Raw genomic sequence first — 14,820 nt, forward strand, 5'->3', positions numbered from 1 at the left:
CGCCGGTCCGGCGGACCGGCACCCCGCCCCGGGAGGCATCCCCCGGGGCGGGGCCCGTCACCGTCCGCTTACGATGCGCGTCGTGTCGATACCTCCGCCCGCCGGGCCGCAGCACGAAGGCGGCGCCCAGCCGCCGCACTTCCCCCACCAGGGCGCGCCCGGTCCCGCGCCGTACTTCCTCTACGGCCCGTACGGGCCCCGGCCGCCCGCCCCCGTCAACGGTGTCGCCATCGCCGCCCTGGTCCTCGGGGTGCTGTGCTTCCTGCCCGCCGCGGGGCTGGTGCTGGGGCTGATCGCGCTGCGGCAGATCGAACGGCGGGGGGAGCGCGGGCGGGGGATGGCGGTCGCCGGCGTCGCGCTGTCGTCGCTCGGGCTGGCGCTGTGGACGGTGTCGCTCGCCACCGGGTTCGCTTCGGACGTCTGGGAGGGCTTCAAGGACGGGGCACGCGCCGACAGCGTCCTGTCCCTGCGCGAGGGCGACTGCTTCACCTCGCCCGGCGGACTGGAGGGCTGGACCACCGAGGCCGTCCGGGTGCCCTGCGCCGACGAGCACGACGGCGAGGTCTTCGCCCTCGTCACCGTCCCCGGGAGCGACTTCCCCGGCGACGACAGCCTCGTCGAGCTGAGCGAGGACCGCTGCTACGCACTGCGGGCCGCCTACGTCATGGACACCTGGTCCCTGCCGGAGGAGGTCGGCGTCTACTACTTCGTCCCGTCCCGGCAGAGCTGGAGGTACGGCGACCGCTCCATCGCCTGTGTGCTCGGCCGTGAGGACGGGACCCGCCTCACCGGGTCGCTGCGCAGCGACGAGACCACCCTCGACGTCCACCAGCTCACCTACCTGGAGGCGGCCGGGGTGCTCAACGCCGTGCTGGACGAGGCGCCGGGGTCCGACCACCCCGACGACGACGTGAGCGACGACCGGGAGTGGGCCGGGCAGGTCGAGGAGGCCGTCGCCGAGCAGGCGCGGCTGCTGCGCGCGCACGAGTGGCCGAAGGAGGCGCGGGGGCCGGTGAACGAGCTGATCGTGGACCTGGGCAGGGCGCGGGTCGCCTGGGGGCGGGCGGCGAGCGCCACCGACCCGGACTCCTACTGGACCCACGAGGAGGACGCCTGGGACGCGACCGACCCGTCCCTTTCTGTCACCGTGCGCGAAGCCTTGGGGCTGGCCACCTCACCGCCCGCATACGACGAGGGGGCCGAACCGGAGCCGGAAGCCGGTGAGATGCAGGTGTGAGAGCTCCCATAGTGGGGAGAAAGTGCCTGCGTGAAGCCCTCTCGCGGCAGAAATCATCACTTCGAGTGATTCTTTGGCCTTCGCTTGCTTCGGACAACCCAGAGTTGCCACTCTGTTGCTTTCTGTGCAACCTGAGGGGAGTGGCCAGTGACATTCGGTGAGCAGCCGGCGTACCTGCGCGTCGCGGGTGATCTCCGCAAGAAGATCGTCGACGGTCAGCTGCCGCCCCACACCCGGCTCCCCTCCCAGGCCCGCATCCGCGAGGAGTACGGCGTCTCGGACACGGTCGCGCTGGAGGCGCGCAAGGTGCTGATGGCCGAGGGGCTCGTCGAGGGCCGCTCGGGCTCGGGAACGTACGTGCGGGAGCGGCCCGTGCCGCGGCGGGTCGCCCGGTCCGGGTTCCGCCCGGAGCGCGGGGCGACGCCGTTCCGGCAGGAGCAGGCCGACGTCGGCGTGCGCGGCACCTGGGAGTCCAGCAGCGAGCAGACGGACGCCAGCGCGTCGATCGCCCAGCGGCTGGGCATCGACGTGGGGGACCGCGTGATGCGCACGAAGTACCTCTTCCGGGAGGCCGGTGAGCCGATGATGCTCTCCACGTCCTGGGAGCCGCTCGCCCTCACCGGGCGCACGCCCGTGATGCTGCCCGAGGAGGGCCCGCTGGGCGGCATGGGCGTCGTCGAGCGCATGCGCGCGATCGACGTCATCGTGGACAACGTCACGGAGGAGGTCGGCGCGCGTCCCGGCCTCGCGGAGGAGCTGCTGCTGCTCGGGGGCGTCCCCGGCCACGCCGTCCTGGTCATCCAGCGCACGTACTGCGCGTCGGGCCGCCCGGTGGAGACGGCGGATGTCGTCATCCCGGCGGACCGGTACAGGGCGGCGTACCACCTGCCGGTGAAGTAGGGGGTTCCGGGCGGCCCGCGTGGGGCCGGCCGTCACGGGCGGGGGGCGTGGGGGACCGGCATCGAGGGCTCCCGCATCTCCCTGACCGGTCGTCGCGCCGAGCGTGGCACGGGGACGGGGGCGGAGGGCTCCCGCCCGCCCGGGCGCGCGGCGCGCGGAGCGGCCGGGGGGTCCCGAGGCCGCAGGGCTCTCGGCACCCGCCCGCCGATCGTCGCGGCGCGCGGGCCCGCACCCGGGTGCCCGGAGCCCCGCCCCCGCCCGCCCGCCGGCGCCTCATCCCGTCAACGCCTCAGCCCGCTCTCTCCGCAACTCGCCCTCCCCGCAGCTCGCCCAAAGGCACCCGCGCCTCCCCATCCGCCCCATCACCCCCTCGCGCTCCCCTCCGCGCCCCGGACCACGCCTCCGCTCCGGCGCGTCATGCGTGTCGCACCGGCCCCGCGGCCGAAGCAATTTGGCCGTTCTCGCAGGTCGCTCCAGTGGCCGGGCGAGGACGGCCCTACGCCGCTGACCGGACATGTCACCCCCGGCGCACGGCGCATCCGCCGCCGTGCGCCCCCTTCGCGCTGGCCGGTTGCGTGCCTGTTCGTGAAAAGGCGTATTCGCTCAGTGAAGGTAAGGCGTAGGCTCGGGCATATGCGGACTGCGGTTTCCTTACCGGGCGGGGTGCGGCACAGGCCGCGGAAGGCAAGTGGAGGGGAGCGATGAGCGACGGCACGGTGACTCTTCCCTGGCTCGTCGTGCGTCAGGACGACAACGGCAACCGCTACCGGGTGGGCCGTTACGCGACCCGCGCCGAGGCGGAGAAGATCGCGGACAGCCTCGACGGCCGCGGCCACAAGCAGCTCTACTGGGTCGAGCGCATCGGCCAGAACGGCCGCACCGTCGGCTGAGCCGGTCCCGGACAGATGATGGCCCGTCCCTCCCGTAGGCTCCGGCGCATGAGCGAGCGGATCGTGGTGGTCGGAGCCGCCCTGTGGCACGGGGGACGGCTCCTCGCCGCCCGCAGGAGCGCGCCCGCCGAGCTGGCCGGGCTCTGGGAGCTGCCCGGTGGCAAGGTCGAACCGGGGGAGGCTCCGGACGCGGCCGTCGTCCGGGAGCTGCGCGAGGAACTCGGCGTCGACGCCGAGGCCGGGGAGCGCGTCCCGGGCCAGTGGCCGCTGCGGACGCCGTACGTCATGCAGGTGTGGACCGCGCGCCTGCGCCCCGGGTCCGCCGCCCCGCGCCCCCTCCAGGACCACGACGAGCTGCGATGGCTCGCCCCCGACCGTGTCTGGGACGTCGACTGGATCGAGCACGACGTGCCCGCCGTGCGGGACACCCTCATCCATCTCGGGTCACGCGACGGCGTGTGACGCGTTTCCGGCGCATCCGCGGGGAGTGACGGTGTGTGAGCGCGCCGTGGGCGTCGTCCCGCGCGGGCGGCCTGCGGCTCGCGCCGTTGTGCGCGGTACTCCGTCCGGGATACCGGGTATGTGGCTATTGACCACATGAAACCGGACACGGTCGGACTGCCTGACTCGCTCGGCGGGGAGGTGATCCGCGTGACCGACACCGACGGCGACCGGGCCACGTGGACCCTCGCCGCGGCCCCGGACGCGGACGCGGTGCGTGCCGCCCGTTGTGCCGTGCGCGAACAGCTCGGCCGGTGGGAGCTCGACGGCGTCGCCGATCTCACGGTGCTGCTGGTCAGCGAACTCGTCACCAACGCCCTGCGGCACGCCACCGGACCCGTCGGCGTCTGCCTGACCCGGCCCGCGGGACGGTCCGGGGTGCTGCTGGTCGAGGTGTCCGACCCGGACCCCGAGCCGCCGCACGAACGCGTCGCCCGGCCCGAGGACGAGGGCGGGCGCGGTCTCCAGTTGCTGGCCCGCTCCTCCCGTCGCTGGGGGCACCGGTCCGGTCCGCACGGCAAGACGGTGTGGTGCGAACTCGTGGTCCCCCGGTGAGGTCCCGCACGGCCGTTCGCGGGTCTCGACGTGCTCGAGCCGCCTGCGTGACCGGTCCCCTTCCGTGACGGTTGTCGAACCGGGGATTCGACGGCGTGTCCGCTGGTTAGAAGACTGGGAGTGTTCTCACGGCGCGGACCGAAAAGCATCGGGACCGTGCTGTGATCGTGAACACCGTGTTGCGCGGCGCCGTAGTGCTGGATACTGCGGGCAGCCGCCCCCGGCGACCGGTGCCGGACGCGGTGAGCTGGAGGGGACGGTTCGCGTGAGCGAGATACCAGCGAAGGCCACGGAGTCCGAGGACTCGTCGGGCGGCTCGAGGGACGAGGCCGCCGACGGCCTCGTGTCCGGCGACGCTCCGTCCGGCGACGCGATGTGGCAGACCGCCCCGCCCGGCTCCATGTACGACTACATCAAGGTCGCGTCCTTCTCCATCGGCCCCGACGGGCTGGTCGACCAGTGGAGCCTGCGCGCCGAGCAGATCTTCGGGATCCCCGCGGAGCGCGCCGTCGGCATGGACCCGATCGAGGCGTTCCTCGAACCCGTCCGCAGGGAGCGCGGCCAGCGCAAGATGGCCGAGATCCTCGACGGCCGGGAGTGGACCGGGGTCGTGCCGTTCCGGCTGCCCGCCGGCCTGGCGGCGGACGAGCGCGACCGGGAGGGCATCGCCGAGGTCTACGTCATGCCGACGCGGACCGAGGCGGGCGAGAAGGCCGCCGTCTGCATCGTCGTCGACGTCCGCACCCTGCGCCGTATCGAGACGGATCTGGCCGCCTCGCAGGCCATATTCGGCCAATCTCCCTTCGGCTTCGTGCTGATCGACCCCGACCTGCGGGTCCGCCGGGCCAACGAGCGGTTCGCGTCCCTCTTCGGCGGCACGCCCGACGACCACCGCGGCAAGGGCGTCCACGACTACCTTCCGCGCGGGGAGGCCGAGCGGGTCGCGGCGACCCTGCGGAGGGTGCTGGAGACCGGCGAGTCGATCACGGACATGCACGTCACCGGGTCCGTCCCCGGCTCCGACGAGCGCCGTCACTGGTCCGTCAACCTCTACCGGGTGCACAGCGGCAGCGGCCGCCCCATCGGCGTCGCCTGGCTGGGCACCGACATCACCGCCCGGCGCGCCGCCGCCCGCGAGGCCGCCGCCGCGCGGCGCAATCTCGCCCTCCTCAACGAGGCCGGTGCGCGCATCGGCAACTCCCTCGACCTGGAGACCACCGCGCGCGAACTGCTCGACGTGGTCGTGCCCGGCTTCTGCGACCTGGCCACCGTCGACCTCTACCAGGGGCTGCTGGCCGGCGACGAGACCCCGCCCGGGCTCGCCGACGGCAGCGCCGAGGTGCGTCGGGTCGCCTTCGCCAGCGCCGTGTCCGACGGCCCCATCAGCGGCACCGGGGAGCCGGTGAAGCTGGGCGCCGTCCACCACTACCCGTTCAACTCGCCCTGTGCGGGGGCCCTGCGCACCGCCCGCCCGCAGACCGTGCCCGGCGAGGACGGCGGCCTGGTGCAGTCCACGCTCGCGGTGCCGATGGTCGCCCACGACACCGTGGTGGGCCTCGCCCAGTTCGCCCGCACCAAGGGCAGCGAGCCGTTCGGGGACCGCGACCGCGACCTCGCCGTCGAACTGGCCGCGCGTGCCGCCGTCTGCATCGACAACGCCCGCCTGTACCGGCGCGAGCACGAACGCGCGCTGATACTCCAGCGGTCCCTGCTCCCGCCCGGCGACCCGGAGGCGTCCGGCCTGGACATCGCCTGCCGCTACCTGCCCGGCAACGCGGCGACCGGACGGGCCGGCGAGGTCGGCGGCGACTGGTTCGACGTCATCGAGCTGCCCGGTCACCGCACCGCGCTGGTCGTCGGCGACGTCATGGGCCGCGGCCTGCGCGCCGCCGTCGCGATGGGCGAACTGCGCACGGCCGTGCGGACCCTGGCGCAGCTCGACCTCGAACCGGCCGAGGTGCTCGCCCAGCTCGACGAGATCGCCCGCGGTCTCGGCGCGCCCGGCGGGCCCTCCCAGGCGTTCGCCGGAGGCGTCCAGCAGGCGACCAGAGCCGCCCGCCGCCCGCGCGAGGCGGACCTCTCCGAGGTGTACCTGGCCACCTGCGTCTACGCCGTCTACGACTCCGTCACCCGCCGCTGCACCTTCGCCAACGCGGGCCACCTGCCGCCCGTCCTGGTCGAGCCCGGTGAGAACGCGCTCATGCTCGACGTGCCGCCCGGCATGCCGCTCGGCGTCGGCGGGGAGCCCTTCGAGGAGGTGGAGGTCGAGCTGCCCGAGGGCGCCCTGCTCGCGCTCTACACGGACGGACTGGTCGAAAGCCGCGATCACCCCCTCGACGAGGGCCTCCAGGCGTTCGTGGGCACGCTCACCGACCCCTCCGCCCCGCTGGAGGACGTCTGCGACCACGTCCTCAACACGCTCGACACCCGTCACGGCGAGGACGACATCGCGCTGCTGATGGCACGTGTACAGGGCCTGCCCGCCGACTCCGTGGGCGACTGGACCCTGCCGCGCGAGCCGCGCAGCGTCGGCCGGGCCCGCGAGCACGCCCGTGCCCAGCTCCTCGCCTGGGACATGGAGCCCCTGGTCGACACCACGGAGCTGCTGGTCAGCGAGCTGGTCACCAACGCCCTGCGGTACGGCGAGGGGGAGATCAGACTCCGGCTGCTGCTCGACCGCACCCTGGTCTGCGAGGTCTGGGACTCCGGCCTGGTCCAGCCGCGCAGGCGGCGCGCCCGTGACACCGATGAGGGCGGCCGCGGCCTCCAGCTCGTCGGCCTGCTGAGCGCCGCCTGGGGCTCGCGGCGCACCCACCGGGGCAAGACGGTGTGGTTCGAGCTGCCGCTGCCCGGGTCCGACACCGGCCTCACCGACCCGGCGGAGGCGCTGCTCAGCCTCTTCTGACGCCCCGTCGACCCGGCGGTGACCCCTCGTGATCATGTGCCGTGACCGCAACCGGAACACCCGTTCCCCTCGTCCTCACCCGCAACATCCGACGACGAGGGGAACGGCGGCATGGAGCACACGGAGCCGCGGGACGGGACACCCGGCGAGAGCGGCACGGAGTCCGCGCCCGAGTCCTCGCCTGAGTCCTCTCCCGATCCCGCGCCCGAGGAGAAACGCCGCCGCAGACCCTGGGTGCGGCGGGTCGGGCGCACCGCCCTGGTGCTCGCCCTGGCGCTGATCGTGCCGCTCCTCGCCATCGAGACCGCGCTGCGGGTCAACTACACGGGCGACCCGGCGGACGGCACCCGCACCCGCGACCGGGACGCCATGTGGCTCGGCCACGCCTGGGTCGACGGACGCAAGAAGGACGCCGACGTCACCGGCCTCGCCCGCCGTCTGAAGGACACCGGCATCCGGGACCTGTACGTCCACTCCGGTCCGCTGGAGCACGACGGCACGCTGCCGGAGTCGGCGTATCCGCGCGCCCGCTGGTTCATCGGCGCGGTGCACCGGGAACTGCCCGGCGTCCGGGTCCAGGCGTTCCTCGGGGACGTCCTCGCCAACGGCGGTCCCGACGGCCTGGAGCTGAGCGACGCCGCCACCCGCGCCGAGGTGGTGCGCAGCGCCGGCCAGGTCCTCGACGCCGGCTACGAGGGCGTCCACCTCGACCTGGAGCCGCTGCACTCCGACGACCAGGACTACCTGGACCTGCTGGACGACCTGCGGAGACTCACCCGGGACCGGGACGCGACACTGTCCGTCGCCGCGCACCAGATCGACCCGCTCCCGCACCTGCACACCGTCGCCGGATTCTTCGCCGACCACCCCAAGTGGTGGTCGCAGGAGTTCTTCGGCCAGGTGGCCCGGCGCGTCGACCAGATCGCCGTGATGTCGTACGACACCGCGCGCCCCTTCGAGAGCACCTACGGCGGATACGTGGCCCAGCAGACCTCGCTCGCCCTGGAGGTCACCCCGCCCACCACCCACCTGCTGATGGGCCTGCCCTTCTACTACGAGAACAACCCCAGCCACTGGGGCCACGCCGAGACCGTCGCCGCCGCCGTCCGGGGCGCCCGCCTCGGCCTGTCCCGCACGGACCCCGACCGGAAGCTCTTCGGCCTCGCCCCCTACATCGACTTCGCGGCGACGGAGACCAACTGGAAGGAGTTCGAGGACGGCTGGCTCCGCTGACCTGCTAGGACCGGCGGCGGATCCGGTCGCCCAGCCACACGAGCGGGTCGTACTTGCGGTCCACCGCCCGTTCCTTCAGCGGGATCAGCGCGTTGTCCGTGATCTTGATGCCCTCGGGGCAGACCTCCGTGCAGCACTTGGTGATGTTGCAGTAGCCGAGGCCGTGTTCGTCCTGGGCCGTGCGCCCGCGGTCCAGGCCGGCCTCCTCGGCCGCGTCCAGCGGATGCATGTCCAGCTCCGCCACCCGCATCAGGAAGCGGGGACCGGCGAACGCCCGCTTGTTCTCCTCGTGGTCGCGGACGACGTGGCAGGTGTCCTGGCACAGGAAGCACTCGATGCACTTGCGGAACTCCTGCGGGCGGTCCACGTCCTCCTGCTTCATCCGGTACTCGCCCGGACCGAGCCCGGCCGGCGGCACGAACGCCGGCACCTGCCGCGCCTTGGTGTAGTTGTAACCGACGTCCGTCACCAGGTCCCGGATCACCGGGAACGCCCGCAGCGGCGTCACGGTGACCGTCTCGTCCCGGCCGAACACCGACATGCGGGTCATGCACAGCAGCCGGGGGCGCCCGTTGATCTCCGCCGAGCACGAACCGCACTTCCCGGCCTTGCAGTTCCAGCGCACGGCGAGGTCGGGGGCCTGGGTGGCCTGGAGGCGGTGGATGATGTCGAGGACCACCTCGCCGTCGTTCACCTCGACCCGGAAGTCCTCCAGGCCGCCTCCGTCGACGTCCCCCCGCCACACCTCGAAGCGGGCCTCGTAGCTGCTCACTCGTAGAGCTCCTCTTCGGCCAGGTACTTGACCAGCTCGTCCTTCTCGAAGAGGGCGAGCAGGTCGGGGCGGATGGGTTCGGTGGTCTCGCGGGTGAGGGTGATCTGCCCGCGTACCGCGTCGGTGGCGGCGAGCCCGCCCGTGGGGTCGGTCAGCGTGCACAGCAGGTTCACGTTGCGCCAGGCGCGGTCCATGGCGGCGTGGTCCTCCCGGGTGTGGCCGCCGCGCGACTCGGTGCGCTCCAGCGCCGCCCGGGCCACGCACTCGCTGACCAGCAGCATGTTCCGCAGGTCCAGCGCCAGGTGCCAGCCCGGGTTGAACTGCCGGTGGCCCTCCACGCCCGCGCGACGGGCCCGGGCCCGCAGCTCGGCGAGCTTCTCCAGCGCCTGCCGCATCTCGTGCTCCCGGCGGATGATGCCGACCAGGTCGTTCATCGTCTGCTGGAGTTCCTGGTGCAGCGTGTACGGGTTCTCGGGCGGGCCGTCGTCCACCGCCTCCCCGCCCTCCGCCGAGAACGGCCGCAGCGCCTCGGCCGCCGCCGCGTCCACCTGGGCGTCGTCCGCGCGGGGCCGCGCCCCGGCCCGGGCGCTCGCGTGGTCCGCCGCGTACCGGCCGGCCCGGCGGCCGAAGACCAGCAGGTCGGACAGCGAGTTGCCGCCGAGCCGGTTGGAGCCGTGCATGCCGCCCGCGACCTCACCGGCCGCGAACAGCCCCGGCACCCCGCGCGCCGCCGCCGAGTCGGAGTCGACGGCGATGCCGCCCATCACGTAGTGGCAGGTCGGCCCGACCTCCATCGGCCCGGCCGTGATGTCGACGTCCGCCAGCTCCTTGAACTGGTGGTACATCGACGGCAGCCGGCGCTTGATGACCTCCGCGGGCATCCGGCTGGACACGTCCAGGAAGACCCCGCCGTGCGGGGAGCCGCGGCCCGCCTTGACCTCGGCGTTGATGGCGCGGGCCACCTCGTCGCGGGGGAGCAGCTCGGGCGGGCGGCGGTGGTGGTCCGGGTCGTCGTACCAGCGGTCGGCCTCCTCCTCGGACTCCGCGTACTTGTCCTTGAAGACGTCCGGGACGTAGTCGAACATGAACCGCTTGCCCTCGGAGTTGCGCAGCACCCCGCCGTCCCCGCGCACCGACTCGGTGACCAGGATGCCCTTCACCGACGGCGGCCAGACCATCCCCGTCGGGTGGAACTGCACGAACTCCATGTTCAGCAGCGGCGCGCCCGCGAGCAGCGCCAGCGCGTGCCCGTCGCCGGTGTACTCCCACGAGTTCGACGTGACCTTGAAGGACTTGCCGATGCCGCCGGTGGCGATCACCACCGCGGGCGCCTGGAGGACGAAGAAGCGGCCGGACTCGCGTGCGTAGCCGAAGACGCCGCTGACCTGGTCGCCGTCCTTCAGCACCCGGGTGACCGTGCACTCCTGGAAGACCTTCAGCCGGGACTCGTGGTCGCCGGTCTCGGCGAAGTCCTCCTGCTGGAGCGCGACGATCTTCTGCTGGAGGGTGCGGATCAGTTCCAGGCCGGTGCGGTCGCCGACGTGCGCCAGGCGCGGGTACTCGTGGCCGCCGAAGTTGCGCTGGGAGATCCGCCCGTCCTCGGTCCGGTCGAACAGCGCGCCCCAGGTCTCCAGCTCCCACACCCGCGCGGGCGCCTCCTGGGCGTGCAGCTCCGCCATCCGCCACTGGTTGAGGAACTTCCCGCCGCGCATGGTGTCGCGGAAGTGCACCTGCCAGTTGTCGCCGGAGTTGACGTTGCCCATCGCCGCCGCGATGCCGCCCTCGGCCATCACGGTGTGCGCCTTGCCGAACAGCGACTTGCAGATCACGGCCGTACGGGCGCCCCGCTCGCGCGCCTCGATCGCGGCGCGCAGGCCCGCGCCGCCGGCCCCGACCACGACGACGTCCCACTCCTGTCGGTCGACCACGGACATAGGCAAGGCCCCCAGCTAGAAGAAGCGCGGATCGTCGAAGACACCGGACGCGAGGAGATAGACGTAGAGGTCGGCGAGCGCCACGCTGACCAGCGAGGCCCAGGCGAGCTGCATGTGCCGGGCGTTCAGCCGGCTCACCCACTGCCACATCCGGTAGCGCACCGGATGCTTCGAGAAGTGCTTGAGCTTCCCGCCGACGATGTGCCGGCAGGAGTGGCAGGAGAGCGTGTACAGCCAGATCAGCACGATGTTGACCAGGAAGACGAGCGTGCCGAGGCCCATGTGACCCCAGGCGTAGTCCTCGTCCCGGAAGGCCAGCACCGTGTCGTAGGTCAGGACGAGCGCGACCAGCAGCGCGGCGTAGAAGAAGTACCGGTGGACGTTCTGCAGGATCAGCGGGAAGCGGGTCTCGCCGGTGTACTTCGTGTGCGGTTCGGCGACCGCGCAGGCCGGCGGGGACGCCCAGAAGCTGCGGTAGTAGGCCTTGCGGTAGTAGTAGCAGGTCAGCCGGAAGCCGAGCGGGAAGATCAGGATGATGACCGCCGGCGAGAGGCCCCACCAGCCGCCGAACAGCTCCCAGTTCGGGCCGCCGCGCATCGGCTCGCAGTTCTCCGCCAGGCACGGTGAGTAGAACGGCGACACGTACGGCGCCGCGTAGTAGTCGGCATGGGAGAGCGCCCGCCAGGTCGAGTAGACGACGAAGGCGAGCAGCCCGGCCGCGGTGGCGGCCGGGGCCAGCCACCAGCGGTCGGTCCGCAGGTGCGGGGCGGAGATCGCGGCGCGCGTGCCGGATCTCACGCCGCCGCGGCGCTCGGGTTCGGTCGCGGGGGGTTCCGTACCAGTGGCCACGTCGTCCACTCCGGTAGGGGTCGGGGGCGCCGGTCTCGGCGGGGGGCGGCGGTCGGGCGGGGTCAGGGGGCGCGGCGGTCGCGGGCGCCGAGACCCTCGTCGTCGGTGTCCACCCACAGCGACGGGTCGTAGGGGGTGTCGGAGATGGTCACGAGGTCGAGCCGCTCGGCCGGGCCCGCCGCGGCGACGGCGGTCTCCCGGAGCAGCGCGAGGCTCTCGCGCAGGTGGTTGGTGTCGGAGCGGACGCGGCGGATCTCCAGACCGCCGCCGCCCAGCTGCTTCTCCAGCCGCCCCACCGACCTGACCAGGTCGTCGAGGCAGCGCTGGACGGTCGTCAGTTCATCGTGCACGGACATGACGTGACCTCACTTCCACGGGTCCTTCAGGCCCAAGGCGGTGCAACGGTCATGCGCCTGAGAGTGTCGCGCGTCACACCTTGCGCTGTGAAGGGATGTGCATCGATTGGCCGAGGCCCATGGGTGCATCGTCCGGTGCGCGGCCGTGTCCCGCCGGGTGCGTTGCGCCGCACGGGTGGCGCGCGGTCCCCGGCCGCCGTGTCGCCCGGGAATGCAGAACCCTTTCCTCTTCAGTGGGCCGCATACATCGGATGAACACCCCATATCACGTGTGATCACCGTGCCCGCGGCTTTCCGGAGGTATCCAGAGATGTCCCACGACGGCATCGGACCGCGCGCGGTCCTGCGTTCGGTCGCCTTCCTCACCGCCGGCGTGCTCACCGTGCCCGCCCTCGCCGGGTGCGGTTCCGAGGACCCCGCGGGCAAGCCGCTCGCGGGCGCGGACGTCGCGGCCGCCAACCGGTCGGACATCGCCGACGGCGGGACCCTGCGCTGGGCCGTGGACACCGTCCCGGACACCCTGAACACCTTCCAGGCCGACGCCGACACCACCACCGCCCGGATCGCCGAGGCCGTGCTGCCGTCGATGTACCGCACGGACGGCCGGGGCCGGACCGTGCGCAACCCCGACTACCTGGCCTCCGCCGAGGTCGTCGACACCGAGCCCAAGCAGGTGGTCGTCTACCGGCTCGCCCAGCAGGCCGTCTGGAGCGACGGCCGGGAGATCGGCGCCGCCGACTTCGCCGCGCAGTGGCGCGCCCTGTCCGGCAAGGACACCGCCTACTGGACCGCCCGCAACGCCGGCTACGACCGCATCGAGAAGGTCGAGCGCGGCGCGAACGACCTCGAGGTCAAGGTCACCTTCAGCCGCCGCTACGCCGACTGGAAGTCGCTGTTCACCCCGCTCTACCCCAAGGAGGTCATGGGCACCCCGGACTCCTTCAACGACGGGGCGCGCAAGAAGCTGAAGGTCACCGCCGGACCGTTCACGGTGGACGAGGTGGACACCGAGGAGGACGAGGTCGTCCTCGCCCGCAATCCGCGCTGGTGGGGCAGCCCGGCCATGCTGAAGAAGATCGTGCTGCGCGCCGTGCCGCACGACAAGCGCGTCTCCGCGCTCAGCGACGGCACCCTCGACCTGGCCGAGATCGGCCCCGAGGCCGCCCGCCGCATCACGGCCGCCGCCCTGCCGCAGGACGGCGGCACCCCCCTGACGGGCCCCGAGGTCGACCGCTCCGCCGCGGACGCGCTGCGCTCCTGGGCGGTCGCCCACGGCTCCGACGAGGACGCCGCCGACGAGGAGATCTCCGCCCGCGAGAAGCTGCGCAAGAAGGCCGAGAAGTACGCCCGGCAGCAGAAGGCGCTCGGCGGCTTCGAGGTGCGCACGTCACTGGAGCCCGCCTACACCCAGCTCGCCCTCAACGGCGCCGAGGGACCCCTCTCCGACGAGCGGGTCCGCCGGGCCGTGGCCCGCGCCCTGGACCGTGAGGACCTCGCCGGGACCGTGCTGAAGCCGCTCGGCCTGCCCGCCGAGCCCGTCGGCAGCCACTTGGCGCTGCCCGGCCAGGCCGCCTACGCCGACGGCAGCGGCGCCCTCGGCACGCCGGACGCCAAGGAGGCCAGGGCCCTGCTCTCGGACGCCGGATGGGTGCCGGGCGGTCCGGTGAAGGAGGAGAAGGAGAAGGAGAAGGAGGAGGACGCGGGGGAGAAGAAGGACGAGGACGAGAAGAAGGACGAGGGGGAGAAGGCGGCCGGCTCCGAGGCGGACGACTCCGGGGACTCCGGGGACTCCGGGGACTCGGACGAATCCGGGGACTCGGAGAACTCGGGAGACGGCGACGACGGCACGTACATCGTCGGCGAGGACGACGGGAAGAACCACGGCGACGGCAAGGCCTCGCACGACCCGGACACCGGCGCCGGCACGCTGAAGCAGAGCGGCGGCGCCCCCGCCGGCGCCTACGCCCCCCAGGGCACCGCGGCCCCGGCCCGCGCGGACACGGCCCCGGTCGCCAAGGACGGCAAGGCGCTCGTGCTGCGGTTCGTGCTCCCGTCGGGGCCCGGCTCGCAGACGCTGGAGACCGTGGCCGGCCGGATCGCGACGATGCTGGAGAGGATCGGCGTCCGCACCGACATCTCCAAGGTCGACGACGACAGCTACTTCAAGGACCACATCGCGTCCGGCGACTTCGACCTGGCCCTGTACTCCTGGCCCGCGACCGCCTTCCCCGCCACCGACGCCCGCCCCGTCTACTCCAAGCCGGTCCCGGCCGCCGACGGCTCGCTGAACGTGGAGCAGAACTGGACCCGCGTCGGCACCGACCAGGTGGACCAGCTCTTCGACCAGGCCGTCGCCACCCTCGACGACGCCGAGCGGCGCGACCTGATCCGCAAGGCCGACTCCCGGATCTGGGCGGCGGCCGGCTCCATCCCCCTCTACCAGCGCCCGCAGCTCGTCGCGGCCCGCGAGAACCTCGCCAACGCCGGCGCCTTCGGCTTCGCCACCCCGGTCTACGAGGACATGGGCTTCCTGAAGAAGTCGGCGCAGGGGGCCGAGGGGTCGCCGGGGGCGGGGAACGACGAGGCCGGCACGGAGGACTGAGGCCCCGGGAGCGACCCTGGCGGCGCCGGCCGCGAGCCATAGCCGCCGCGGGGCCGTACCATAGGGTGAGGCCGTGGCGTGTTCAG

11 protein-coding genes and 1 pseudogene are annotated in these 14,820 nt (G+C 73.0%); 8 read left to right on the forward strand and 4 right to left on the reverse strand.

Going from position 1 to position 14,820, the window contains the following annotated elements:
• The first annotated feature begins 73 nt into the window (after window positions 1–73).
• The 7 genes and pseudogenes from ACWH4W_RS10945 to ACWH4W_RS10975 all read left to right on the forward strand — a co-directional run bounded on the left by ACWH4W_RS10945 (window position 74) and on the right by ACWH4W_RS10975 (window position 8,221).
• On the forward strand, window positions 74–1,237 hold the full coding sequence (locus tag ACWH4W_RS10945; RefSeq protein WP_473075572.1) for a DUF4190 domain-containing protein: 1,164 nt from the start codon (window positions 74–76) through the stop codon (window positions 1,235–1,237).
• Window positions 1,238–1,384: 147 nt separating this feature from the next.
• Window positions 1,385–2,137, forward strand: coding sequence for a GntR family transcriptional regulator (locus ACWH4W_RS10950; RefSeq protein ID WP_473075573.1), 753 nt, complete (start codon window positions 1,385–1,387; stop codon window positions 2,135–2,137).
• A gap of 677 nt (window positions 2,138–2,814) precedes the next feature.
• A pseudogene (locus tag ACWH4W_RS10955) lies at window positions 2,815–3,027 on the forward strand (hypothetical protein); the annotation flags it as partial.
• A 48-nt stretch (window positions 3,028–3,075) separates the two neighbouring features.
• Window positions 3,076–3,489: a (deoxy)nucleoside triphosphate pyrophosphohydrolase gene (locus ACWH4W_RS10960; RefSeq protein WP_473075574.1), complete on the forward strand. Its 414-nt coding sequence runs from the start codon at window positions 3,076–3,078 to the stop codon at window positions 3,487–3,489.
• A 135-nt stretch (window positions 3,490–3,624) separates the two neighbouring features.
• Window positions 3,625–4,083 (forward strand): ATP-binding protein, encoded by a 459-nt coding sequence (locus ACWH4W_RS10965; protein WP_473077471.1) that lies wholly within the window; start codon window positions 3,625–3,627, stop codon window positions 4,081–4,083.
• A gap of 265 nt (window positions 4,084–4,348) precedes the next feature.
• Window positions 4,349–6,988, forward strand: coding sequence for a SpoIIE family protein phosphatase (locus ACWH4W_RS10970; RefSeq protein WP_473075575.1), 2,640 nt, complete (start codon window positions 4,349–4,351; stop codon window positions 6,986–6,988).
• A gap of 111 nt (window positions 6,989–7,099) precedes the next feature.
• Entirely contained in the window at window positions 7,100–8,221 is a 1,122-nt protein-coding gene (locus ACWH4W_RS10975) for a hypothetical protein (RefSeq protein ID WP_473075576.1), read from the forward strand.
• A 4-nt stretch (window positions 8,222–8,225) separates the two neighbouring features.
• Here the strand turns inward: ACWH4W_RS10975 and ACWH4W_RS10980 are convergent, their stop codons facing one another.
• The 4 genes from ACWH4W_RS10980 to ACWH4W_RS10995 all read right to left on the reverse strand — a co-directional run bounded on the left by ACWH4W_RS10980 (window position 8,226) and on the right by ACWH4W_RS10995 (window position 12,132).
• Window positions 8,226–8,993 carry a succinate dehydrogenase/fumarate reductase iron-sulfur subunit gene (locus ACWH4W_RS10980; RefSeq protein WP_473075577.1) on the reverse strand — a complete coding sequence of 256 codons (768 nt, stop codon included), beginning with the start codon at window positions 8,991–8,993 and terminating at the stop codon, window positions 8,226–8,228.
• Window positions 8,990–10,927: a fumarate reductase/succinate dehydrogenase flavoprotein subunit gene (locus ACWH4W_RS10985; RefSeq protein WP_473075578.1), complete on the reverse strand. Its 1,938-nt coding sequence runs from the start codon at window positions 10,925–10,927 to the stop codon at window positions 8,990–8,992. Before ACWH4W_RS10985 ends, ACWH4W_RS10980 begins: the two co-directional genes overlap by 4 nt.
• 15 nt (window positions 10,928–10,942) lie before the next feature.
• Window positions 10,943–11,776 (reverse strand): hypothetical protein, encoded by an 834-nt coding sequence (locus tag ACWH4W_RS10990; protein WP_473075579.1) that lies wholly within the window; start codon window positions 11,774–11,776, stop codon window positions 10,943–10,945.
• Window positions 11,777–11,838: 62 nt separating this feature from the next.
• Window positions 11,839–12,132: a hypothetical protein gene (locus ACWH4W_RS10995; protein WP_365414909.1), complete on the reverse strand. Its 294-nt coding sequence runs from the start codon at window positions 12,130–12,132 to the stop codon at window positions 11,839–11,841.
• A 310-nt stretch (window positions 12,133–12,442) separates the two neighbouring features.
• Between ACWH4W_RS10995 and ACWH4W_RS11000 the strand changes: the two genes are divergently transcribed.
• Window positions 12,443–14,734, forward strand: a complete 2,292-nt coding sequence (locus ACWH4W_RS11000) for an ABC transporter family substrate-binding protein (protein WP_473075580.1) — start codon at window positions 12,443–12,445, stop codon at window positions 14,732–14,734.
• Window positions 14,735–14,820: the final 86 nt, after the last annotated feature.

It is taken from the genome of Streptomyces sp. DSM 120436, assembly GCF_055778765.1.